This is a genomic window from Arthrobacter sp. PvP023 (assembly GCF_017832975.1).
GTDB lineage: Bacteria > Actinomycetota > Actinomycetes > Actinomycetales > Micrococcaceae > Arthrobacter.
Genome location: NZ_JAFIBI010000001.1, coordinates 2,970,371 through 2,993,041, shown reverse-complemented (window position 1 = coordinate 2,993,041; position 22,671 = coordinate 2,970,371). Strand labels below are relative to the sequence as shown.

Here is a 22,671-nt window from a genome sequence, read left to right as displayed (position 1 = left end):
GCCGTGGCGGGGGTCCTCAGACGAGGAGCCGGGCTTGGAGTTTTTGGCGGAGTGCCGGGGTGAGCCCGAGGCCGTCTTCCAGGTAGGAACGACGCGTTCCCCAGGTGTTTTCGACGCTGCGCCAAGCGGCTTCGAGATAACTGGGTCGGGCTTCCAGCAGGGGCGTGATGGCGGTGCGCAGGTGCTTGTCGATGGGTGGGACGTCCCCTGCAGTGTTGCGGATGAGGTACTGGTTTTCGGGCAAAGAGCTTTGGGTGTAGTCATCGCGGATTACGGATTCGGGTACACCCAAAGCGGTCAGAAGCACGACTATGGCCCAGCCGGTCCTGTCTTTTCCTGCCGAGCAGTGGACGACCACGGGCAGGTCGCCGGTGGCCAGGGAGCTGAGGAAAGTGGCAAATACTGAAGGGTTGCCGGCTATGTCATTCGCGTAGAGGCGGTGCATCGCTTCTTCAGCTTCTTCGGCGGTGAGGGTATCGGCCAGTTCGGTGAGCCGGCCTTCCCGTACCGCCGACCAGAGAACGGCATCCCTGCCGTCCTTGGATTGAAGGGGCGTCTGGACGCCCTTCCAGGCGGGAACGCTGCGGTCTTCGGCGTGCGATTCCCACGGGTTACGCAGATCAATGAACTGCAGGCCCGCAGCCCGCAGCAGCTCCCGGTCCTGGCTCGTCGCGGACCCGAAATGTCCGCTCCTGTACACAAGTCCTTCAGCGAGACGGGATCCTCCGCGGACGTGCAGACCACCGATGCTCCGGAAGTTCCGGACGCTCTGCAGGGTCAAGTGTGCACTCGACCCGACTGTGTCCCGTTTCATACAGCCAAGCTAAACCCTGAATGTGTCGTTCGGCAATAGAACATGTTAATTCGATGTTACGCATCTAGTTCAAAGTCTGTTCATACTGTTCAATGTTTCTAGGGGGTGCGGTGAGCGCGTCGAGGTTCCGTCAAAGTCTGTACGGACTGTTCACTTTTAGGATTGAGTGTGCAATGATGTGAAGCAGATCACCCTATTACCCAGGCTAAGGACAACAAATGAGCGCCGCTGACAAGCCCCTTTCGCTCCGGGAACGGAACCGCATGCGTACCCGAGGAGACATCCTGGACACCGCTGCGGAGCTTCTGGGCTCTGAGGGATACGGCGCCACCGCCCTGGAAGTCCTCAGCCAGAAAGCGGGTATTTCGCGGGGAACCATCTACGCCCACTTCCCAGGCGGGCGGGATGAAATCGTCCGGGAGGTCTACCTCCGGATCGCTGATGGAGTCTATGTGCGGGGTATCAGCCTGCGTGATGCCTTGATCGATCCTGCGGAGAGGATCACCGCCCTGGCCTTCGCTTTGGTGGAGGCAACCAAAGAGCCAGCGGGTCGGTTCTACGGGGTCATGGGACCGGACCTGGTGTCGGCGCTGTCCGGCGTCCTGGGTTCGACGTCCCGTTCCTTTGAGGAGCTGATTGCACGGGATTTGAAGCACGCCCAAGAGGAAGGGACCTTGGCCCAGGACGCACCCACCGAGGCCCTGGCCGCAACCATCACCGGGGCAATCCGTGCCGCCGGGGCGACTGCGGCCGGCAAACCTGAGAACGCCGAGCAGGCTGTCGAGGCTGTCCGGCTGCTCATTGATGGACTTCTCGTACGAGCTACTGTCTGACCCGCCACTGGGTCAAAAACACCAACGGAGGAACTTATGTCTGAACAACATTACGATGTCATCGTCGTCGGATTGGGCCCATGGGGCTCATCGGCGGCATGGCATCTGGCGGCCCGCGGCAAGACCGTCCTGGGCCTGGATCGATTTGCGCCTCCGCACATGCACGGCTCCCACGGCGGAGCCACAAGGCTGGCACGCCAGTCCAGCAGCGCCGGAGCCCAGTACACGACCTTTACCAAACGAACCTTTGAACTGTGGGATGAGCTGTCCGCGAAGACCGGGACCCGGCTGTTGGAGCGATCAGGAACGGTCTTCGTCGGTGAACCCGGATCGATGTGGTTCGACAAGACCGTCGCTTCGCTGGGTTCGTCTGACTTCGAATATGACGTTCTTGACGGCAAGACAGCACGTGAGCGTTTTCCCTGGGCCCGCATCGCCGACGACGAAGTCGCCGTGTGGGAACCAAACGGCACGGTCGCTCTGGTCCACCCCGCCATCGAGGCGCTCCAATCCGAGGCGCGACGGCTCGGAGCAACCCTGCGGACAGGGGAGTCCGTTCTGGGTTGGGAGGAGACATCGTCGGGCATCGTTGTGAAGACGGAGCGGGGAAAGTACACCGCGGACAAAATTGTCGTGACCGTGGGCGCCCGTGCCAACCACCTGATGCAGCTGGAGCTGCCTTACAAGGTGGACCGTCAGGTGTTGGCCAACTTCCGTCAGGCCGGGCCGCCGAAGCCGGCCATCTACTTCGCCAAGCCGCCTGGATCGGATGAGGCGCCGTCCTACGGGTGCTCTGAGCCCAATGGGGAGTGGAAGTTCTCCGTCCCTGGAAAAGGAAACTGGATCGACCCCGAGGACCTCAGCCAGGACCTCCGGCCCGGAGATATCGAACGGATCCAGGACGTTCTACGCGACAGGCTTCCGGAAATTGACCCGAACCCGGTGTCCACCACGGTGTGCATGTGGTCCGAAGTCGAGGACGGCCACTGGGTCATCGGCGAGCACCCCGAGTCATCGAATGTGGTGATTGGTACCGGGGACATGGGCCGGGGATTCCGCTATGCAGCGGCTGTCGGTGAAATGCTTGCCGATCATGTTGACGGCGTCTCCCGACCGGAAACCGGCCTGTTCCTGCCTTCACGGTTCGTCGCAGCGAAGGCATGAGAAATGTCATCCGTTGAGGTCCTGGCCGCACCGTTACAGAGCTTGTGGGAGCTCGTAGAACAGTGCGAACAGTGCAGCCAGGACGGTCCCCGACAACAACACAGTGCACCTGCATTCCAAATTCGAAGGACATCCAACTCTAATGACCATCGTCCCTGATACCGAAATCACCAGCATTGAGGCGGTGCTTTCATCCTCCCCGGAGTGGGGTGGGTGTCATGTCACCGCGCGTTCGCTCTCGGGCGGCCAAGCACATAAGAACTATCTGGTGGAAGACGGGCAGCGCCGCTGCGTCGTCAAGCTCTGGAACAACTACTGGGAGACAGTAGGCGTTCTTCCAGCAGCGCACGTCGTGCTGGAAAACACGAAGATTGCCGCTGACATAGGTGTCGGGGCGCCTGTGATCACCGTGTCCACCGAACCTCTGGCGCTGGCCCTGGACTTCGTCGCCGGCGGCCACCCCAAGCTCAACGCTGACGAGGATTCCATCGCCCGACTCGTCCCCGCACTTCACCGGCTGCACCATTCAGGCCGCCGCTTCCTCAACGACATCAATCCCTTCGACCAGGCAAAACAAAGGATGGCCGCGGCAGGACAGCACGGCATCGAACTTCCCCCGGGAGCGACGGCCATACAAGCGCTGATGGACCGCATCGAGACGGTCCTGGCGCTGGATCCAGCCCAGTTCGTGCCCTGCCACCTGGATATTTGGGACGCCAACATCATCAAGCAGACCTCCTCGATGACGTACAACATCATCGATTGGGACCTCGCCGGCAACTCAGACCCCTGCTACGAAGTCGGCTTCGTCGCCGCACAAAACGGGTTCGGACAAGAAAAAGCCCACGCCCTCTTCCAGGCTTACTTCGGCAACGAGGACCCCGTGAAAATCGCCCGCGCACGGCTGTTTATGGCAGTGGCCCACTGGTCCAACAGCGGACTGTGGATTACTGCATTGGGCAACGCCCGACCCAACGACGATGCCGACTATGCAGGGGAACTGCGGACCAGCTGGGAAGGGCTGATCACGGAAATCACCTCCCCTGACTTCCCGGAACTGATAAAGACCGCTGCGACACCGGCAGCACTGGTCTAGACAACAAAACACCAACGCCCGACGGGCCAAAAAGACCGGCTGACTACCCATCAGCCAGGACAAGTACGCCCAAAAACGGGACATATCCAATAGGAGCACCACATGAACGACATCACCGAACAACAAGCACAACAGGTACTCGAAGCAGCGCGCGAAGCGGCGCGATCCGCCGAGACCCTGATGAACATCGCCGTCGTGGACGCCGGCGGAAACCTCAAAGCGTTCGCCCGCATGGACGGTGCCTGGCTGGGCAGCATCGATATCGCCATCAAAAAGGCACGCACGGCCCGGTACTTCGACATGCCCACCGGAGACATCGGTGCCATCTCCCAGCCCGGCGGTTCGCTGTTCAACATCGAAGTCTCCAACGGTGGCCTGATTACCTTCCCCGGAGGCATCCCCTTGACCAAGGGCGGTGTCATCATCGGTGCGATCGGCGTCAGTGGCAGCACCGTGGAGAACGACCATCTGGTTGCTACCGCCGGCGTCAACGCCCTCTAGACCGTTGCCGGGTCAGGCCATCGACCGTCCGGCCCGGCAACGCCCCCATTTCCCGATTCGAATCCGCACCAACGGCCAAGGACAGTAATGACACTCGAAACAGCCACAGAACCGGCCCCCGAGGCCATCCTCCAGGAAAGCCTCATGGAACGCCGTGAACGCACCATCGGGCGTCACTCGCCGCTGTTCTATGCCACGCCGTTGGAGATTGTGGCCGGTGAAGGAGTGTGGGTCGAGGACGCCGACGGCAAGCGGTACCTGGACGTCTATAACAACGTTCCCCACGTCGGACACTCCAACCCCACCGTCCGGGAGGCGGTCACCAACCAGCTCCAGACAGTCAATCTTCACACCCGGTACCTCAACTCCGCAGTGGTGGAATACGCCGAAAAGCTCCTCTCGCTTTTCGATCAGCCACTGGAGCGGGTGTTCTTCACCAACAGCGGCTCGGAAGCGAACGAATTGGCCTTGAGGATCGCAAGGCAGCACACCGGCAACACAGGTGTCCTTATTTCCGACCACAGCTACCACGGCAACACCACCACCCTGGCAGAGCTGACCACTGGTCTTCACGTCAAGGAACCCCTCGGCGCCAACGTCCGAGCGATCCGCATTCCCGACGCCGCCGGACTCACTGCTGCCAAGCGGAAGCGTGTCCTGACGGAGGCGCTGCGCGAAGTAGACACAGCAATAGCCTCACTCCAAGCAGAAGGCTACGGCGTCTCCGCCATCCTCTACGACCCGCTGTTCTCCACCGAGGGGCTGTTGAAGACCCCTGATGGTTACGTTGAGGCTGTCACGGATCGGGTCCACGCCGCTGGCGGCCTGGTCATCGCCGACGAGGTCCAATCCGGCTTCGGACGTATCGGGACCCACATGTGGGGACACCAGGCTTTCGGGACCACACCGGACCTGGTCACGCTCGGCAAGCCCATGGGCAACGGATATCCCGTAGGTGGCGTCGTCACCACCTCAGCCCTCATGGAGGAATTCGGCGAAAACAACACCTACTTCAACACCTTCGCGGGAAGCCCTGTGTCCTCCGCAGCGGGCCTTGCCGTCCTGCGCGTCATGGACGAGCGGGGTTTGCTGGAAAACGCCCACCAGCTGGGTAAATACATCGCTGACGAACTCGCCGCACTGGCCAAAGGCAACCCCCGGATCAAGAACGTCCGCGGCAGCGGACTCTTCTTTGGTCTGGAGCTGGTGAATCCAGAAGACTCAACACCCGACCCCATCTTGACCAAGGGGCTCACTGAAGAGTTGCGCTCACGGGGCGTTCTTATCGGAAAGATCGGCCGCCACGAAAACGTCCTCAAAATGCGTCCGCCGATGGTCTTCGACCGTGAAAATGCCGAGTACATGATCGAGCAGCTGCGCTTGGCCCTGGAAACACTCGAAGGTCGTACCGCATGAGTAGATTTCCCACACCAACGACGTAGCCAGGAACCCTCCGGTCCATTCCCGGCACGTCCTGCCATCGAACAGCAACCACCGAATCAACTCCACGATTTTCCAACCAGGAGGAACCATGAACACCAACAGCCTGCTCACCTCGACATCCACACCGACCCGGACCATCCTTGACCCGGCAACCGGTGAAGCTGTCGGTGAAGCGCCGGTCCACACCGTCGAGGACCTCGAAGCCGCGATCACCGCCGCCACCGAAGCGCAACCTGCCTGGGCTGCCCTTGGCCACGAAGCAAGGTCAGCCGCGCTCATGAAAGCAGCCGACGCCGTCGAAGCCAACGCCGAAGAACTTGCCAAGCTGCTCTCCCGCGAGCAGGGCAAGCCGCTGAACGGACCGAATGCCCGCTTCGAAGTCGGCGCGTGCGCCGCGTGGCTGCGAGCAGCTGCCGGAACGCCCCTGGAGGCCGAAACGGTAGTGGACGACGGAGAAACCCGCGCCGAACTGCATTACCGGCCCATCGGCGTCGTCGGTGCCATCGGCCCGTGGAACTGGCCGATGATGATCACCGTCTGGCAGATCGCCCCCGCCCTGCGCATGGGCAACGCCGTGGTCGTCAAGCCCTCCGAATACACGCCACTGTCGGTTTTGGCCCTGGTCGAAACCATCAACACGGCCCTCCCCGAGAACCTTGTCTCGGTCGTCTCCGGCGGCCGTGACGTCGGCGAAGCCCTGGCATCCCACCCCGCGATCGGCAAGGTCATGTTCACCGGCTCCACCGCCACGGGCAAAGCGATCATCCGGTCCTCGGCCGACACGGTCAAGCGACTCACACTGGAACTCGGCGGCAACGACGCCGGCATCGTCCTCCCCGATTCAGATCCCCAGGCCATCGCCGAGGGCCTGTTCTGGGGCGCGTTCATCAACACCGGCCAGACCTGCGCGGCACTAAAGCGCCTGTACGTGCACGAGTCCCAGTACGACGCCGTCTGCGATGCACTGACCAACGTTGCACAAGCCATGCCGATGGGTAACGGCTTGGATGAGAACAATGTCCTGGGCCCGCTGCAGAACCAGCAGCAGTACGACATCGTCGCCCGCCTTGTCGAGGACGCCAAGGCCTCCGGTGCCCGCGTGCTGATCGGCGGCAACCCCGACGCCGACGCACCCGGCTACTTCTACCCCACGACTCTGATCGCGGACATCGATAACGACAACCCGCTGGTGGCCGAGGAACAGTTCGGACCCGCGCTGCCGATCATCAAGTACAGCACCGTTGACGAGGCAGTCGCCAAGGCGAATGCGCTTGAAGTCGGGTTGGGGGCCTCCGTCTGGTCGTCGGACCTGGACGCGGCCCGCGACGTTGCTTCCCGCATCCAGGCTGGCACCGTGTGGATCAACAAGCACGGCGCCGTGGACCCCCGGGTCCCGTTCGGTGGCGCGAAGCAGTCCGGCTACGGCCTCGAGTTCGGCGTCGAAGGCCTCAAAGCCCTCGGCGTTCCACAAATCATCAACGGCTAAACATCAATGCGCTTGGTTGGCGCGGCGGCCTACGTGGCCGCCGCGCCAGCCCCAGTCGCGTCCGCGGCAACGCCGAATGCAGCCTCTCACGCACGCCGGCCAATATGAATCCCCACGAGGAAGTGGTGAAGAATCCATGAAACACGGCAAACACCAAGTGGAAGTGACGGATTGGTCAGTTCTGCAGCCAGGCGAGATGGTTGCCGTTACAGGCGATCCATTCGCCCAAGATCCTCTATGTATAGAAGAAACAGCGCCAGAACTCGGGGTCATCTGGGTACGCAGAAAGACGAGTGGCGACCGGAAAGTACTGAATGCGGGTGATTACCGGATCTGGCGCCTGACCTGAGAATCACGATGATCGGCTCCTGCCACCTCCCCAAACTATTGACCAGACCTGGAACCGGCCAAACCTTACGGGATCTGTTGGATGAATGATATGGACCATAAAGGCCAGCTCTCGCAGAAAAGCCTCACTCACCACCACCAGCACCGACAAACCCAACAATCAATCGTGGATGCGGCAGTCGCAGTATTCAATCAGCGCGGCTACGACGCCACCTCAATGGACAACATCGCAGAGTTCGCCGGCGTCTCAAGGCCTGCGCTCTACCACCACGCACCTTCCAAACAGGAGCTATTGCGCCTTGCTCTCGAACCTCTTCTGTCAGCGCTTGAAAAGATAGGGTCCCAGCCCCAAGCCCAGCTCGGTCCAGTCCCCGGTCGACTGGAATTCGTCATACGGCGGATGGTCGAGGTCCTTACAGGGAATGTGCCTTCCGCAGCCCTCCTGCTTCACCTAAGGGGACACCGACGTGGAACGCGCTGCTGTTTCCCGGCCGCAGCGCCATCCAAAACCAGTTCTGTGCATTGGTTTCCGAAGCCTGGAGCGAAAACTCAATCCGTAGCGATATCCAACCCCATACCGCCGCAAAGCTCCTCATTGGCGTGATCAACTCCACCGCAGACTGGTATAACCCCAGCAACGGACCGGACCCACAAAACATGGCCGATGAGATCCTTCGACTCGCCATCCACGGGATGAGGTCACCCGGATAGAGGACAGCCCGCACGCGCAGGGGTTTGAGGTGGCGGTTGTGTGGGAAAAATAGGCACATGTGCGGCAGATACGTGATATCCAAGGCAACGAGCGATCTTCTGAGCCACTTCGACGCCAAGGAAGTCGAAGGCAGCCCCCAGGTCCGAGTTGGAACGTTGCCCCGACCCAGAACGTGCCGATCGTGGCAGAACGCCTGGACGAGGGAACCATTGACCGGCGCCTGCTGATAGCCCGGTGGGGTCTAGTTCCGTCCTGGGCGAAAGACAGCAAGATCGGCTCCAAGCTGCCCTGCTGCTGATTCCATCAGCAGCAGGGCAGCGTCCCACTCCTGGCCGTTCCACTTCCAAGGAAATGGGACAACACCATGAGATTGAAGATGCCCTGGGTGTATTCCCTAGGGTCTTGGGCTAGGAAGACGCAATAACTTTGTAGGCTCTATCCCGTGCCTTCATCACTTTTTAAGCTCGCCGATCGGCGGTATTTTGTGTCCGCCTTAGTCTCCAGCCTTACCCACGGAGGGCTCTCCCTGTACGAGACGGGACTGGGTATCAGCACTGACGGCAGCAAGGATCACCGAGCAGCTGCCATAGTGAGGCACATTTTCGAAGAGATTGAAGGGACTGACGCGGCCCTTACCGACATGCTGAACCACCTCTACGTGGAACAATCTTCGGGCGTGCACTTGATGACAACAGCTGAATTTGCCGTCCGAGTGGCTGAGAAAGTAGGTGGCGTGCAGGCCGGATTCCTAGACTTTGCGCACTGTGGCAGGGCCGGTGGATTCCCTTTCGAGGAGGACCGGGGCTGCAGTGGAGTCGGGTACAGCATCCGACCCGGCGAGGCGTTGTTGAAGCAGGCCGAAAGTCCGCACTCCCAGATCTTTGAAATCCGGTGCGACAGTGCTGAGCGAAGGCCACGTAAACTCGCTGAACGGCTGGTTGTCCCAGCCGATGATCGAGACGGCGTCCGGAACTCGGACGCCCCTCTCCAACAAGGCCCGGAGGGCGGCCGCGGCCAGCCCGTCGTTCGAGCAGAAAACCGCCGTGATGCCGGGGTCCGCCGCAATCCGAAGACCCTGTTCATAGCCAGAGCGCGGGGCGCGCGAAGCTTCCAGCACAGGTGGGGGCGTGATGCCCGCTTCTGTCAGTGCGTCGTGCCACCCCTGATACCTGCCCGAAAACTGCGTCAGAGGGTAAAGGCCCAGGTGGTGGACCGTCTCATGTCCAAGCCCGAGTAGGTGCTGTGTGGCCTCGCGGCCGGCGGCATATTCGTCAATGAAGGCGTAGGGGAAGCCTGGTTGTCCCTTCGGAAATCCGGACGCCGCGACTGTGGGGATGTTCTTCGGCAGTTGTCTGAGCACTTCCGCGGCCGACGGATCGAAGTCCAGCACGATAATCCCGGCGAGCTGCTGTTGAAGTGCTACTTCCAACGCGGCCGACACATCAGCCGTATCGGGGGATTTCACCGCGGAAATGACTACGGAAAATCCCGCAGCCTGGGCGACTTCCTCAATGCCGGCGAGAGTCACGGCATACCCGTAGGCAGACGTGCTTGATGCGAAGATGGCGATCATGGTCCGCTCACCGCTTTTCAGTGCCCTTGCCAGGGAACTCGGACGGTAATTCAGTTCCTCGATGGCAGCCAGGACACGCTCGCGCTTTTCTTCACTCACCGGGATGTTGCCGGTCAACACCCGGGAGACAGTCGGCACGGAAACGCCGGCCAAGCGCGCAACGTCAGCGATCACCGGTTGGCGGGAATCCTTAGTAACTCTCATTGGGCCCTCGTATTTCAATTCTTTGGTCTCCTGCGAACGTTATCCTGAAATGCCGCCGAGGGCGGATATTTGCCGGCGGACAAGCAGCCAGGCCAAGAGTGCCGGGACGAGGCCGCTTCCTAACGGAATCAACGTGGGCAGGCGGAAGGCCAGCAGCAGCCACGTGGAGAGGGCGATCAAGGCCCCGGCAAGAGGGAGGGCATTGCTGAGCAAGAGAGCGCGTGTCCTGGCGATCAGCCCACTCCGTGTGGTGTTCTCTTCGGCAGTCATTGCGGCTCCGAGCAGCGCCAGGTAGGCTGCGGCGGCCAGGCCACACACAGGAATGATCACGCATAGGGCCACTAGTCCAACAACTCCCGGCGAGGCGAGCCAGAAAAGGATGGACAGCACGGCGGCAGCCACAACGAACGGAGCGACAAGGCCGACCAGTCCCAAGCGCCGCCAGGCCCACTTGAACTCCTTGAGAAAGGTTCGAGTGAGACCGGGCTTTTGCTCTATCACGGTTTTCCGCAAGGCGCGTTGCAGGGCTATCGCCGCAGGGACGATAGTCGCCAGTGGCAGACTGGCCACCACGAACAGAATCTGCAGCAGCAAGATGTCGCCCACGACTTCAAATCCGGCCATGAGGGCGGTGCTCCGAGGTCGGCGTTTTTGCTGATCCATTTGTTCATCCATTCCTTGCAGCGACCTTGCGAGCCAGGGCCGCAGACCGTTCCATCCTAGGGGCAGGAAGTTGTGACTTGCATCTCTGATATCGATATCATACAGTGGGTGCAGGCGCCTTCCAAAGGTGGATGGCCGACTCAGGAGGATTGATATGGCACGTCGACGTGCAGGGTTTCTCGCGCTGGCAGTTGCTGGCACTCTGGCCCTTGGGGCCTGTGGTTCGGGTGGTACAGCTGGCGCGCCGGCTTCCGATCCTGCGGAGGTGACAGGTACGCTCCGGGTGCTTGTGCCGAGCTACCCTGCCAGTAATGAGGGTAAGGCCCAGCTTGAGAAGGTCGTCACCTCGTTCAAGACGAAGTACCCGAAGGTCACGGTGGAACCCGACTTCGCTACCTTCGACACTTTGAACCAGAAGATCTCTACCTCCATCGCCGGCGGGCAGGGATATGACGTCCTGGTCACCGGAATCGGATGGGTCCCTCCGTTCGCTGCCAAGAACGTCTTTGAAGACCTGTCCACGTTCGGCGCAACGGCGGATTCGCTCGGCGCGTCGACCAACCCGGCTCTCGTGCCGGCTGCGGAGTACAAGGGCAAGGTCTATGCCGTTCCGCTGATCGCAGGGCCAAAGCCCTTGGCCCTACGGAAGTCACTCTTCGAAAAGGCAGGCCTTGATCCGTCAAAGCCGCCGACAACCATGGCCGAAATCAAGACCGCTGCCGAGAAGCTCACCGTCAAGGATGCCGCCGGGAACATCACCCAGGCCGGCTTTGACTTCTGGGCCGCGCCGGGCGGCTACCGTCAGGACTTCGTCGCTTTGCTCGGTTCGCTGGGCAAGCCTTTGTATAACACCGACGGTGAGGCAGAGTTCGCCGGCTCCGAGGGCGTTCAGACCCTTGAATGGATGAAGAGCATGGTGAACAACGTGCAGAAGTACGGTGCGCAGAACGCGGCGAAATCCCCGCTGGTCAACACGGGCGAAGCTGCCATGGGGTTCACTGGCGGATACATTGACTGCTCCGACAAGGGCGTAGGTCAGGCCGTCTGTGATGACCTTGTCTACTTCAACGTCGAGGACAAGGAAGGCTCCATGTTCACTGGCGGGCAGCTTGCCTCGGTTGGTAAGAGCAGCAAGTTGAAAGCTGCGGCCTGGGATTTCATCCAGGAGCTGAGCAAGCCGGAAGCTGAAGCGGGCATCGCTACCCTGAACTTCGCCGTCCCGGCAGGCAAGGATGCCGCGGACTCGGAGGTCGTAAAGTCGAACCCGGCGAGCAAGTTCGTGGCCGCGAACCTTGATGACGCCAAGTTTGAGGGCGGAGCGGCCAACTGGCTCGATCTCCGGGGGACGTTCGGAACAAGCCTTGACGACGCCCTCCTGGGTAAGAAGTCAGCTGAGGAGACGCTCAAGGCTCTGGAGCAGCAGTCAAAGTGAGCGCTCTCAAGGAATCCAAACCAGCGGTGCGCGCGGCGGGGGCGGCTCACACTCGCGCCGCGCGCCCTGCGGGGCGGAAGTCACGGCTCACCCGCCAGCAGTCCCGCGCCGGCTGGCTGCTCCTGGCGCCGGCCCTGCTGCACTCAACGTTCTTTCTCGCTGTTCCGGCCTTCGCCGCAATCTTCCTGAGCTTCACGAACTACGATTTCTCGGGCGCCTGGCAGTTGATCGGCACAGAGAACTACGTAGAGCTGTTTCAGGACACCCGGTTCCAGGCCGCGTTCCGCAACACCATCCTTTACACCCTCGCCGTGGTTCCCCTGTCCATGGGTTTGGCTTTGCTTATCGCATTGGGTTTGAACCAAAAGATTCGCGGTCTGGGGTTTTTTAGGACGGTCTATTACCTGCCAGTCGTGACCGCGACTGTGGCTGTCGCCTCAGTGTGGCTCTGGATCTACCATCCGGGCGCCGGCCTTGCCAACGCTGTTGGAAGCCTTTTCGGATTATCCCGTTCCGAGTGGCTGAATGACCCCTCCACAGCGCTGCCCGCGTTGATCGCCGTCGGCATCTGGCAGGGACTGGGTGCAAGGATGATCGTGTACCTGGCCGCTCTTCAGGGCGTATCCAAGGAACTGTTGGAGGCTGCAAACCTTGATGGTGCCAACCGCTGGCAGGTATTCCGGAATGTGATCTGGCCAGCTTTGGGACCGGCCCACTACTTCGTGCTAATCACCGCGATCGTGCAGACGTTCCAGGTCTTCGACCTTGTCTTCGTGATGACCAAGGGCGGTCCGGTCAATTCCACGACCGTGCTGACCTTCGACATCTACAACAACGCCTTTGAAGGCCTCCGGCTGGGCTACGCCTCCGCCGAAACGGTCATCATGCTCATACTTGTCGCTGCCTTCATCTACCTGGGTGGTCGTTCGCAAAGGAAGAACCAGGATGGTTAAGACGAAACTAACGCCAGGACTCGTGGCCCTCTACGCCGTACTCTCACTGGGAAGTTTGCTCATGGTCGGTCCGTTCATTTGGATGATCCTCACCGCGCTCAAATCAACCGGCGAGGTCGGCACATTCACTTGGCTGCCCAGGGAGTTCCACTGGTCCAACTTCGTGGAAGCCATGGACGCAGCACCATTCCTGCGGTATTTCTGGAACAGCCTGGTGCTCACGGTCGGGCAGACAGCCCTGACCTTGGTCTTCTGCACTATGGCCGGCTACGCCTTGGCAAAAGCTCCGATCCGGGGGGCGAAGGGAATCCTGAACTATTTCATCGCCCTGATGATGGTTCCCTTCCAGATCATTCTGGTGCCCATGTTTCTCCTGGTGAAGTCCATCCCCTTCTTCGGTGGCAACGACATCCTCGGGATGGGCGGGACCGGGTGGCTCAACACCTGGTGGGCCCTGATCATCCCGCTGGCGATCGCACCGCTCTACACCTTCCTGGCCCGCCAGTTCTACGTCACGCTTCCTTCCGAGCTGGCCGACGCGGCGCGGGTGGACGGGCTTGGGGAATTCGGAATCTTCTTCCGGATCATGACGCCCCTGGTCAAGCCCGCTCTGGTCACCATCGGCGTCTTTCAGGTAGAAGCGGCGTGGAACAGCTTCCTATGGCCCCTCATTGTCACCAACTCCGATGAGCTCCGCCCCCTGCAAGTGGGACTCGCGATCTTCTCCCAGGATCCGCTCAACGTGCAGTGGCCCTACCTCATGGCCGGGGCGACGCTCGCCACGCTGCCCATGATCATCCTGTTCATCTTTGCCCAGAAACGATTCGTCGAGGGCATGGCCAGCGCAGGTCTCAAGGGCTAACCCTTCAAACAAGAGGAACAACATGATTACGCCGTCAGCCTCAACGCTGGGCGCGCCCGGAGTACCCTTGGACGTCGTCCTGTCATGGCTGCAACAACACCATATCCATGGCGTCGAACTGCGGCTCGCTGGAGGCGAAATTGCCGACCCGGACATGGACGCTGCGGCCCGGAATGACCTCCGCCACCGGATTAACGCAGCAGGCGTGCAGGTCACAGGCATCGCCAGCTACGTGAAGGTGGCGGCCCCTGGCGCCGATGAGACAGTTGTCGCCGGGCTCATCCAGGCGGTTGACTTCGCCAGGGACCTTGGAGCACCAATGGTCCGGGTATTCCCTGGAGCAGACACCGGACCTGCCGCCTGCACCGATGCCCCGCCCCTGACGGAACCACGTGAGGAGGTGGATGGACGGGCGGCACGCAGGCTCAGTGCCGTCACCTCATACGCTGCCGACTCCGGCGTCCTGCCGGTGCTGGAGACTCACGATTCGCATCCCGCCGGAATAGACATCGCAGCGATCCTCAACCGTGTGGACGGCCCCGTTGGGGTGGTGTGGGATTTGTTGCATCCCTGGCGTGTGGGCGAACAGCTGGAAGAGACGTGGAAAACCCTCGAACCCTGGCTGGCGACCGGCCGCGGCAGCGTCCAGATCAAAGACGCCGACATGCCGGCCAGCAGCACACCGCTGCCCATCGGCAAAGGTTCATTGCCGACTGAGGAATTTGGCCGGCTGCTGGTCCGCAACGCCTACCGCGGAGCGGTCACTCTTGAGTGGGAGAAGGCATGGTATCCGGAGGCGGCGCAACTGGACGTCGCGCTGCCTTCCCTCCGGACATGGCTCGACAGGCATTGGGAGAGGGACATCAATTGAGTGCAGCACTGCACAGCACCGCCGCGCCGGGAACGCCTGTGTTCAGGCCCAAAGTTGCCCTGGCGATGCAGGATGCTGACCTGCGGGACGCACTGTTTTCCAAACGTCTCCGCAGTCGGCTCGAATCAATGTGTGACTGCGACTTCAGCATGGTCATTCAGGACTTCGAAGCGACACCCGATGATGCCATCCGAGATGTCGATGTTCTCCTCACGGGCTGGTTCTCTCCGCGCATCGACGCAACGGTTCTTGCCCGCATGCCCCGGCTCAGGCTCATTGCCCACGCAGGGGGAAGCGTCAAAGGACACATCCTGCCCGAATGCTGGGAGCGGGGAATAACAGTGACAACGGCTGCAGAGGCCAATGCACTGCCGGTGGCCGAGTACACCCTCGGACTCATCCTCCTGGCCGGAAAATCAACGATCGCTGCCAGCCACCTCTACAAGCAGCGCCAAACCAAAATCGATCGAGAGCGGGAGTTTCCGGAAACCGGCAACTACGAGCGGGCCATCGGGATCGTCGGAGCATCCACCATCGGACGACTCGTCCTTGAGCGCCTCCGGCCCTTCGACTTCGATGTCACAGTGTACGATCCCACGATCAGCGACGCCGAAGCACTGCGGCTGGGCGCACGCCGGGTGAGCCTGGATGAGCTCATGAGCTGCAGCGATATCGTGTCTTTGCACGCGCCGGTTCTGCCAGAGACCCTGCACATGATCGGCCCCGCCCAGCTTGCTGCAATGAAGGACGGCTCGACACTCATCAACACGGCACGGGGTGAACTCGTGGACCACAATGCATTGGTTGATGAGCTGGAGACGGGGCGGCTCAATGCTTTCCTGGACGTCACCAGCCCGGAACCTCTGCCGGCCGGCCACCCGTTATTCAGCCTTCCCAATGTCCTGCTGACACCCCATATTGCCGGTTCGATGGGCACGGAGCTTCACCGCCTGGCAGCCTATGCACTGGATGAAATTGAACGTTACGCCGCGGCCGCGCCGCAGCGGTTCCCGGTCGGCCTGACTGACCTGATGAGGATGGCATAAACATGGAAACCTGCAATATTGCGTGGTCTAACGGCACGCTGCATCTGGCGCTTAATATCGATATGGAAAGCCCGGTCGGGGTCGCCTACCTGCACCCGGCAGAAGCACCGTCGGTTCCGCTGGCATCCGGTCCTGCACTCGTGGAAATTCTCACTGTAGAGGAGGGAAGAGCCAGAACCAGTCAACGGTACGCCGAATCAGCCGTCGGTAAGCGCCTCAGATACGCCCACCACACAGCCACAACGGAGGGTAACTGGCACGTCCTCACAGTGCTGCAGCGCGACGCAGAAACCGGATTGGAAGCAGAGGCTGTCCTCCGTGCCGCCAACGGCGGCCGTACCATCCAGGCTGTGACGACTATCCGCAACCACGGAAGCAACCCGGTCTCGCTCCAGGCCGTGTCCACCCTGGCACTCCCAATCCTGGCCGGACACCGGCCTGCCGACGCCGGAAGCTTGCGGCTGGCCTCGGCCACCTCGCAATGGCTGGGTGAGAACCAATGGACACTTGAGGACGTACGCCGTGCTCTGCCTGATTTGAACCTGGGTCTTCATGCACAGGACCAGCGGGGGCATCTGCTTCGTGCTTCGACCTCATCCTGGTCCAGCGGGGGGCCGTTGCCCACAGCGGCTCTCGTGGACGCCGATGACCGGTGGTGCTGGATGTGGCAGGTCGAACATAACGGGGGATGGGCCTGGGACCTGAGCGAGACCCGCGACGCTCTCTGCCTCGCCCTGCTCGGGCCGACAGATGACCAACATAGCTGGCTGCATTCCCTGCAGCCCGGTGAGGAATTTTCCACCGTGCCGGCAGCCCTGGCTATCAGCCAGGAAGGGCTGCAGGGTGCACTCGCTGACATGACATCGCACCGCCGGGCACTCCGTGGCTTGCCCGCGTCTTCAGGGCCGGCAGTAATCTACAACGATTTCATGAATACCCTCATGGGTGACCCCACCACTCAAAAACTCATGCCCCTGATCAAGAGTGCCAAGTCCGCCGGCGCAGACGTGTTCTGCATCGACGCAGGCTGGTACGACGACGGGACCGACTGGTGGGACGCGGTCGGGGAGTGGCAGCCGTCCACCGCCCGCTTTCCCAACGGGCTAAGCGAAGTCACCGACGCCATTGGACTCCATGGCATGGGCGTGGGCATCTGGCTTGAACCCGAAGTCATCGGAGTACGCAGCCCCATAGCTGATGCGCTGCCGGAAGCGGCCTTCCTGCAGCGCAACGGTACGCGGGTGGTGGAACACGGCAGATACCACCTGGACTTCCGCCACCCGGCCGCCAGGGCACATCTTGACCAAACTGTGGACCGGCTCGTCCGTGACTTCGGAGTGAGCTATTTCAAGCTTGACTACAACATCACCGCCGGCCCGGGTACAGACGTCGATGCCAGCTCCACCGGCGCCGGCCTGCTCGGGCACAACCGCGCCTACCTTGACTGGCTCGACGGCATAAAGGCCCGGCACCCGCTGGTCACGATCGAAAATTGCGCTTCGGGGGCCATGCGGCAGGACTACGCCCTGTTGTCCCGCCTGGACCTCCAGTCCACGTCCGACCAGCAGGACCTGCTCAGGTACCCGCCGATCGCAGCCAATGCCTTCTTCAGTGTCCTGCCGGAACAGGCAGCCCATTGGGCCTACCCACAACCCGAGATGGACGATGAGGAAATCCGCTTCACGATGGCAACCGGGATGCTCGGCCGGATGTGCCTCTCGGGCTTCCTGGACAAGATGACTCCCGGCCAGCTGGCGTTGGTACGTGAAGCCGTTTCGGAGCACAAGGCATTACTTCCGGAAATCGAAGCGTCCAGCGCCTTCTATCCCTCGGGAATACCCCTCTGGAATGATCAGTGGTTGTCTGTCGGACTCCGGGCTTCCGAAAGGGACCTGGTTACTGTATGGCAGCGCGGTCACGATCAGAACGAGTTGACCCTGCATTTGCCTCGTTGGACCGGGCAGGAAATTACGATTTGCTGGCTGGGATCCGGTAGAGGTTTCGAGACAAAGTGGGACCCATCCGGGTACTTATTCCTCTCTGCCACGCCACGGAGCCGGCACCCTTTCGCAGCAACCTTCACCGTGCAGGCTGCATAGAGGCGGGCATTGGGGGTGCGCCTCAGCACCGGGTGCCCCGGTAACTGAGCATTCCTCCCGCCGGTTTCGTCGAAAAACTTGCGATTCCCTGATTCGGAGAAGAAGAAGCTATGTACAAACTGGCCAACAGCATCAGGGATTACGCCTGGGGGTCCAAGACACTCATCGCAGACTACCTTGACCGGAGCCCCTCAGGTGCTCCCGAGGCGGAAATGTGGATAGGCGCCCATCCCGGAGCGCCGTCTGTGGCACTCTTGGACAGCGGTGACACACGCCTGGATGAGGTGATAGATGCTGACCCGGAAGGTCTGCTGGGGCCACGCAGCCGGGCTGCCTTTGGGAACGCCCTGCCATTTCTGATGAAGGTGCTGGCTGCTGAATCTCCGCTGTCACTTCAGGTGCACCCAAACCGGGAACAGGCTGCCACCGGCTTCGCAGCCGAAGAGGCCCTCGGTGTCCCGAAAGATGCGCAGACACGCAACTACAAGGACCACAACCACAAGCCCGAGATGATCCTGGCCCTAACGGACTTCGACGCTTTGTGCGGATTCCGCTCCGCCGCCGAGACCAAAGCGATTTTCGAAGCGCTCGTGACATCTTTCAGGGAGACAGGCACCGAAAGCCCCAAGGTCCTGCACCAGATAAGCTGCATTCTCGCCGGAGCCGACGAACCAACTTCCATCCAGCAAGCCTTCGCGGGTCTGATCAGGGGCGGCGACGAAGTCTCCCGCGCGGTTCAGGCCACGGCGGCGCTGCTGAAATCCACCCCTTACGATGGCCCCCACCCCGCGGCGCTGAAAACGGCACTGGAGCTCAACGAAGCGTACCCGGGCGACCCGGGGGTTCTGATATCCCTCCTCCTGAACAGAGTGTCCCTTCGTCCGGGCGAAGCGGTGTACCTGCCCGCCGGAAACATTCACGCCTATCTGCACGGCCTGGGTATCGAGGTGATGGCATCTTCGGATAACGTGCTGCGCGGCGGACTAACCACCAAGCACATCGACGTTGACGAACTGCTGAGAACAGTGGTCTTCATGCCACTGCCCGTTCCACGACTCGCCCCGACTTCTCCCGCAAAAGGCCACCTGATCTGGCAGCCTCCCTTCGACGAGTTCCAATTGCAGCGGATCGAACTGGAACCAGGAGGCCGGAGCCCGGAGTTGCCGGCAGGGGTTCCGGTGCTTGTCCTGGTGGCCTCCGGCAGTGGTGTGCTTGAGACAAGAGCGCAGTCGTTTGAACTGGGGCAAGGCGACAGCGCTTTTGCCGGCGCCAATGAGACCCCTGTGACGTTGCGGGCAGCCACGGAGCCGGTGGTGGCATTCGTCGCCACCACGGGGATCCAGGAACCGACGCCACACTGATCATGACCGTTTCCTTACGACCACGTCAGGCGTGATATGACCAACTCAACAAACTCCCAGTTCACAGCTGAGAGGATCCGTACGGCCAGCGGTGCAACGGAAGCCTTGATCGGTTTGGATATTGGTGGAACCAAGACCCACGGCGTACGGTTTGAAAACGGCGTGCCTGTCGCTGAGTGTATCGCAGGCAGTGCCAACGTCCAGAACGTTAGCCGGGAAGCTGCCCAGGCCAACCTCGCAGAGCTTTTCGCGGACATTGGCTACGGAGACATCAGGCAGGTGTACGCCGGTGCCGGCGGAATCGACACCGAAGCCGATGCCGAAGCCCTGAAAGCTCTCGTTGGCACTTTCGCGCCGACAGCCGTGACCACCGTCGTCCACGACTCGCGGCTGCTGCTGGCAGCAGGCCGTGTCAGCACCGGCGTCGCCGTCATCGCCGGGACGGGGTCAGCGGCCTGGGGGCGTAATCCGCGCGGAGCCGAGGCCCGGGCAGGGGGCTGGGGATACCTGCTGGGAGATGAAGGAAGCGGATACTGGCTCGGCCGGGAAGCTGTCCGCCACAGCCTGCGCAGGATGAACCAAGGCCATGAAGCGGACACCCTCACCCGGGCTCTTCTAGGCGCCTGCGACCTGGACCATCCGAACCAACTGATCGCGCTGTTCCACTCGGCGGGCACAGGACGCCGCTACTGGGCGCAGCAGGCACGTTTGGTAGTAGACGCTGCTGACGCTGGACACGTCCCCAGTCAGAAGATGCTTGATCGTGCCGGGCAGGATCTCGCTGATATGACCGCGCAGACACTGTCTCAATTGGGCATCTCGGGACCTGTTGTTCTGGGCGGAGGCCTTGGCATGCACGTACCGCGGCTTCAATCAGCTTTCCGTGAAGAATTGGCCAAGGACGGAATCACTGATGTCCGCAGTGTTGACCAGGCCCCTGTCTTCGGTGTCACCCAGCTCGTCGCCGAACATCTGACGCGCTCGAACTAGCCGTAGTTTTCAATCGTCTCAATCCTTGTCGACATTTCGCCCGCCGCGTTGAAGCGGCATGGAGGCCTTCATGCAGTCCGTTCACGTCCCCGCAACAGACATTTTCCCGGTCGCCCCTTCGGCGGGTGTTTTTTCGCCACTGCCCTTACCTGCCGTATCGCTGTCGGGAGGCTTTTGGAGGGAACGCCAAGAACTAAACCGCGCCGCCATCATTCCCCATGCGGTCTCCTGGGTCACCCGCCTTGACTGGCTGGGCAACCTTGAAAAGGCGGCCGGGAAGGAAAAGTACGAACACCGGGGACGGGAATTCGCCGACTCGGAGATCTATAAGCTGATCGAAGCCATGTCTTGGGAACATGCCCGCTCGGGCGAAACGGAACTCAGTGAGATCCTGGATGCCTTCATCGACAAGGTGGCCCAAGCCCAGGATCCCGACGGATACCTCCACACTCTTTTTGGCCGGCCCTGGCAGCAACCCCGCTACTCCGACTTCAAGTGGGGCCATGAGCTGTACTGTTTCGGCCACCTCATCCAGGCCGCAGTCGCCAACCACCGCGCCACCGGAGCGACAAAGCTCCTGGACGTTGCCCGAAAACTGGCTGACCACGTCTGCACCATGTTCGGGCCCGACGGGCTGGATCAAGTATGCGGACACGCCGAAATCGAGGTAGCCCTCGTGGAGCTCTACCGGGTCACCGACGAGCGGCGCTACCTGGACCAGGCCAAGACTTTCATCGAACGCAGAGGCACCGGAACGCTGCCCCTCTTCGAATTTGGCCAAGCCTACTGGCAGGACGACATGCCCGTCCGGGCCGCCACCGTCCTGCGCGGCCATGCCGTTCGCGCCTTGTACCTGGCAGCCGGCGCAGTCGACGCTGCGGTTGAAACCAACGACACCGAACTCCTCGATGCCCTGAAGCTCCAGTGGCAAAACACCGTCGCCCGCCGCACCTACATCACCGGCGGAATGGGCTCTCACCACATGGACGAAGCCTACGGGGAAGACTTCGTGCTCCCGCCGGACCGCTCGTACTGCGAAACATGCGCCGGAGTCGCCTCCAACATGTTCAGCTGGCGCCTGCTGCTGGCCACCGGCGACCCGCAATACGCGGACCTGATCGAGCGCACACTCTATAACATTGTGGCGACCTCGCCCTCCGCCGACGGCAGGTCCTTCTTCTACGCCAACACCCTGCACCAGCGCACCAATGCAGGAGAGGCGCCACTGAACGAAGACGGCGTCTGCATCCGGGGAGGCTCAAGCGGCCGTGAAGCGTGGTTTGAAGTGTCCTGCTGCCCGCCCAACGTGGCCCGGACACTCGCCAGCCTCAGCTCCTATGTAGCAACCATGGACGCCGACGGGGTGCAGATCCACCAGTATGCGGCAGGACGCATCCGCGCCGAACTGGCCACCGGCGCCCTGATCCTGGAAATCGAAACGAGCTACCCGGCCACTGGACGGATCACGCTGACCGTGGCGGACGCGCCCGGTACTCCCGTCAGCATCAGTCTGCGGGTTCCCGTCTGGGCCACCGGCGCAACGCTGGATGCCGGCGAAGGCACGGAGCCTGCCGTCCCCGGGACAACCACAGTCACCCGGGTTTTCCGGCCCGGCCAGCAAATCATCCTCGACCTTCCCATGGACCCGCGGTTCTCCTGGCCCGATGACCGGATTGACGCTGTCCGCGGCTGCGTGGCCATCGAGCGCGGCCCCGAAGTCTTCGCTCTGGAATCCATCGACCTCCCAGTCGGATGGGGACTCTCCGACGCCCAAATAGACACCACAGCGGGCATCGGCGAAAAGGACGGCACCGTCACCGTACGGCTTGTCGGACTGCACCGCAGGAAGTCCGGCAGCGCCTGGCCCTTCAACAGCCTAAATGAGACGGTGACCGCTGCCAGCGCCCAAGCGGCGCTGGTGCCTTACCACTCCTGGGCAGAGCGGGGGAGCTCCACCATGCGGATCTGGATCCCGGCGTACAGCCCGACCGTCCAATAGCACTCTAATAGCGTCGAATGTGACTTGAATAACACCGGTCGTCTGTCGGAGGGTTTCTGATATCGATTTCACTTCGAGTTATGTCTTCGTCGGAGTCGGCTCCGATGGCCGGCTGGTCCTGCGCACCCGCACCCTGGACACCCGGGAAGACTATGGCGCCGGCAATCCGGGTGATGACGCGGGTGGAGGTCAGATCCGTAGCCCGTATCTGCGGGAGCTCA

20 protein-coding genes and 1 pseudogene are annotated in these 22,671 nt (G+C 61.6%); 18 read left to right on the top strand and 3 right to left on the bottom strand.

Annotated features, from left to right (window positions below; genetic code table 11):
- Window positions 1-16 precede the first annotated feature (16 nt).
- Window positions 17-781 (bottom strand): tyrosine-protein phosphatase, encoded by a 765-nt coding sequence (locus JOE31_RS13755; protein WP_209745522.1) that lies wholly within the window; start codon window positions 779-781, stop codon window positions 17-19.
- A gap of 251 nt (window positions 782-1,032) precedes the next feature.
- Between JOE31_RS13755 and JOE31_RS13750 the strand changes: the two genes are divergently transcribed.
- The 9 genes and pseudogenes from JOE31_RS13750 (at window position 1,033) to JOE31_RS21845 (ending at window position 8,695) form a co-directional block, all read left to right on the top strand.
- Complete coding sequence (locus JOE31_RS13750; protein WP_209745519.1) at window positions 1,033-1,647, top strand: TetR/AcrR family transcriptional regulator; 615 nt, start codon at window positions 1,033-1,035, stop codon at window positions 1,645-1,647.
- Between the two features lie 36 nt (window positions 1,648-1,683).
- A complete protein-coding gene (solA, locus tag JOE31_RS13745) occupies window positions 1,684-2,811 on the top strand; it encodes an N-methyl-L-tryptophan oxidase (RefSeq protein ID WP_209745516.1) in 1,128 nt (375 codons plus the stop codon).
- A gap of 142 nt (window positions 2,812-2,953) precedes the next feature.
- Complete coding sequence (locus JOE31_RS13740) at window positions 2,954-3,907, top strand: phosphotransferase (RefSeq protein ID WP_209745513.1); 954 nt, start codon at window positions 2,954-2,956, stop codon at window positions 3,905-3,907.
- 102 nt (window positions 3,908-4,009) lie between these two features.
- Entirely contained in the window at window positions 4,010-4,408 is a 399-nt protein-coding gene (locus JOE31_RS13735) for a heme-binding protein (RefSeq protein ID WP_209745511.1), read from the top strand.
- Between the two features lie 87 nt (window positions 4,409-4,495).
- On the top strand, window positions 4,496-5,824 hold the full coding sequence (locus JOE31_RS13730; RefSeq protein WP_209745507.1) for an aspartate aminotransferase family protein: 1,329 nt from the start codon (window positions 4,496-4,498) through the stop codon (window positions 5,822-5,824).
- Between the two features lie 115 nt (window positions 5,825-5,939).
- Entirely contained in the window at window positions 5,940-7,337 is a 1,398-nt protein-coding gene (locus JOE31_RS13725; RefSeq protein WP_209745504.1) for an aldehyde dehydrogenase family protein, read from the top strand.
- Window positions 7,338-7,767: 430 nt separating this feature from the next.
- Window positions 7,768-7,971: pseudogene (locus JOE31_RS21950) on the top strand (helix-turn-helix domain-containing protein); the annotation flags it as partial.
- A 98-nt stretch (window positions 7,972-8,069) separates the two neighbouring features.
- Complete coding sequence (locus JOE31_RS21945) at window positions 8,070-8,396, top strand: hypothetical protein (RefSeq protein ID WP_374100882.1); 327 nt, start codon at window positions 8,070-8,072, stop codon at window positions 8,394-8,396.
- 59 nt (window positions 8,397-8,455) lie between these two features.
- Window positions 8,456-8,695 carry an SOS response-associated peptidase family protein gene (locus tag JOE31_RS21845; protein WP_307864419.1) on the top strand — a complete coding sequence of 80 codons (240 nt, stop codon included), beginning with the start codon at window positions 8,456-8,458 and terminating at the stop codon, window positions 8,693-8,695.
- A 450-nt stretch (window positions 8,696-9,145) separates the two neighbouring features.
- Here JOE31_RS21845 and JOE31_RS13705 read toward each other — a convergent pair whose 3' ends face one another.
- Both JOE31_RS13705 and JOE31_RS13700 read right to left on the bottom strand, forming a co-directional pair.
- Window positions 9,146-10,174 carry a LacI family DNA-binding transcriptional regulator gene (locus JOE31_RS13705; protein WP_209745499.1) on the bottom strand — a complete coding sequence of 343 codons (1,029 nt, stop codon included), beginning with the start codon at window positions 10,172-10,174 and terminating at the stop codon, window positions 9,146-9,148.
- 39 nt (window positions 10,175-10,213) lie between these two features.
- Window positions 10,214-10,837 (bottom strand): YesL family protein, encoded by a 624-nt coding sequence (locus tag JOE31_RS13700; RefSeq protein ID WP_209745497.1) that lies wholly within the window; start codon window positions 10,835-10,837, stop codon window positions 10,214-10,216.
- 265 nt (window positions 10,838-11,102) lie between these two features.
- Here JOE31_RS13700 and JOE31_RS13695 point away from each other — a divergent pair, with 265 nt between their 5' ends.
- From JOE31_RS13695 to JOE31_RS13655, 9 genes are all read left to right on the top strand, one after another.
- Complete coding sequence (locus JOE31_RS13695; protein WP_209745494.1) at window positions 11,103-12,269, top strand: extracellular solute-binding protein; 1,167 nt, start codon at window positions 11,103-11,105, stop codon at window positions 12,267-12,269.
- The gene (locus JOE31_RS13690; RefSeq protein WP_209745492.1) at window positions 12,266-13,222 is read left to right on the top strand and encodes a carbohydrate ABC transporter permease; all 957 of its coding nucleotides are present in this window, start codon (window positions 12,266-12,268) and stop codon (window positions 13,220-13,222) included. Before JOE31_RS13695 ends, JOE31_RS13690 begins: the two co-directional genes overlap by 4 nt.
- Window positions 13,215-14,084, top strand: a complete 870-nt coding sequence (locus JOE31_RS13685) for a carbohydrate ABC transporter permease (protein ID WP_209745490.1) — start codon at window positions 13,215-13,217, stop codon at window positions 14,082-14,084. The genes JOE31_RS13690 and JOE31_RS13685 overlap by 8 nt, the downstream gene beginning before the upstream one ends.
- Before the next feature lie 22 nt (window positions 14,085-14,106).
- A complete protein-coding gene (locus JOE31_RS13680) occupies window positions 14,107-14,955 on the top strand; it encodes a sugar phosphate isomerase/epimerase (RefSeq protein WP_209745488.1) in 849 nt (282 codons plus the stop codon).
- Entirely contained in the window at window positions 14,952-16,001 is a 1,050-nt protein-coding gene (locus tag JOE31_RS13675; protein ID WP_245199186.1) for a hydroxyacid dehydrogenase, read from the top strand. The genes JOE31_RS13680 and JOE31_RS13675 overlap by 4 nt, the downstream gene beginning before the upstream one ends.
- 2 nt (window positions 16,002-16,003) lie before the next feature.
- On the top strand, window positions 16,004-18,100 hold the full coding sequence (locus tag JOE31_RS13670; RefSeq protein WP_209745484.1) for a glycoside hydrolase family 36 protein: 2,097 nt from the start codon (window positions 16,004-16,006) through the stop codon (window positions 18,098-18,100).
- A gap of 110 nt (window positions 18,101-18,210) precedes the next feature.
- Window positions 18,211-19,461, top strand: coding sequence for a mannose-6-phosphate isomerase, class I (gene manA, locus JOE31_RS13665; protein WP_209745482.1), 1,251 nt, complete (start codon window positions 18,211-18,213; stop codon window positions 19,459-19,461).
- A gap of 36 nt (window positions 19,462-19,497) precedes the next feature.
- Entirely contained in the window at window positions 19,498-20,451 is a 954-nt protein-coding gene (locus JOE31_RS13660; protein ID WP_209745480.1) for an N-acetylglucosamine kinase, read from the top strand.
- A gap of 70 nt (window positions 20,452-20,521) precedes the next feature.
- Window positions 20,522-22,450: a glycoside hydrolase family 127 protein gene (locus JOE31_RS13655; protein WP_209745476.1), complete on the top strand. Its 1,929-nt coding sequence runs from the start codon at window positions 20,522-20,524 to the stop codon at window positions 22,448-22,450.
- The last annotated feature ends 221 nt before the right edge of the window (window positions 22,451-22,671 follow it).

Coding starts and splice junctions, on each gene's coding strand:
- JOE31_RS13750 (WP_209745519.1), top strand. CDS start 1,033: ATGAGCGCCGCTGACAAGCCCCTTTCGCTCCGGGAACGGAACCGCATG.
- solA (WP_209745516.1), top strand. CDS start 1,684: ATGTCTGAACAACATTACGATGTCATCGTCGTCGGATTGGGCCCATGG.
- JOE31_RS13740 (WP_209745513.1), top strand. CDS start 2,954: ATGACCATCGTCCCTGATACCGAAATCACCAGCATTGAGGCGGTGCTT.
- JOE31_RS13735 (WP_209745511.1), top strand. CDS start 4,010: ATGAACGACATCACCGAACAACAAGCACAACAGGTACTCGAAGCAGCG.
- JOE31_RS13730 (WP_209745507.1), top strand. CDS start 4,496: ATGACACTCGAAACAGCCACAGAACCGGCCCCCGAGGCCATCCTCCAG.
- JOE31_RS13725 (WP_209745504.1), top strand. CDS start 5,940: ATGAACACCAACAGCCTGCTCACCTCGACATCCACACCGACCCGGACC.
- JOE31_RS13705 (WP_209745499.1), bottom strand. CDS start 10,174: ATGAGAGTTACTAAGGATTCCCGCCAACCGGTGATCGCTGACGTTGCG.
- JOE31_RS13700 (WP_209745497.1), bottom strand. CDS start 10,837: ATGGATCAGCAAAAACGCCGACCTCGGAGCACCGCCCTCATGGCCGGA.
- JOE31_RS13685 (WP_209745490.1), top strand. CDS start 13,215: ATGGTTAAGACGAAACTAACGCCAGGACTCGTGGCCCTCTACGCCGTA.
- JOE31_RS13680 (WP_209745488.1), top strand. CDS start 14,107: ATGATTACGCCGTCAGCCTCAACGCTGGGCGCGCCCGGAGTACCCTTG.
- JOE31_RS13670 (WP_209745484.1), top strand. CDS start 16,004: ATGGAAACCTGCAATATTGCGTGGTCTAACGGCACGCTGCATCTGGCG.
- manA (WP_209745482.1), top strand. CDS start 18,211: ATGTACAAACTGGCCAACAGCATCAGGGATTACGCCTGGGGGTCCAAG.
- JOE31_RS13660 (WP_209745480.1), top strand. CDS start 19,498: ATGACCAACTCAACAAACTCCCAGTTCACAGCTGAGAGGATCCGTACG.
- JOE31_RS13655 (WP_209745476.1), top strand. CDS start 20,522: ATGCAGTCCGTTCACGTCCCCGCAACAGACATTTTCCCGGTCGCCCCT.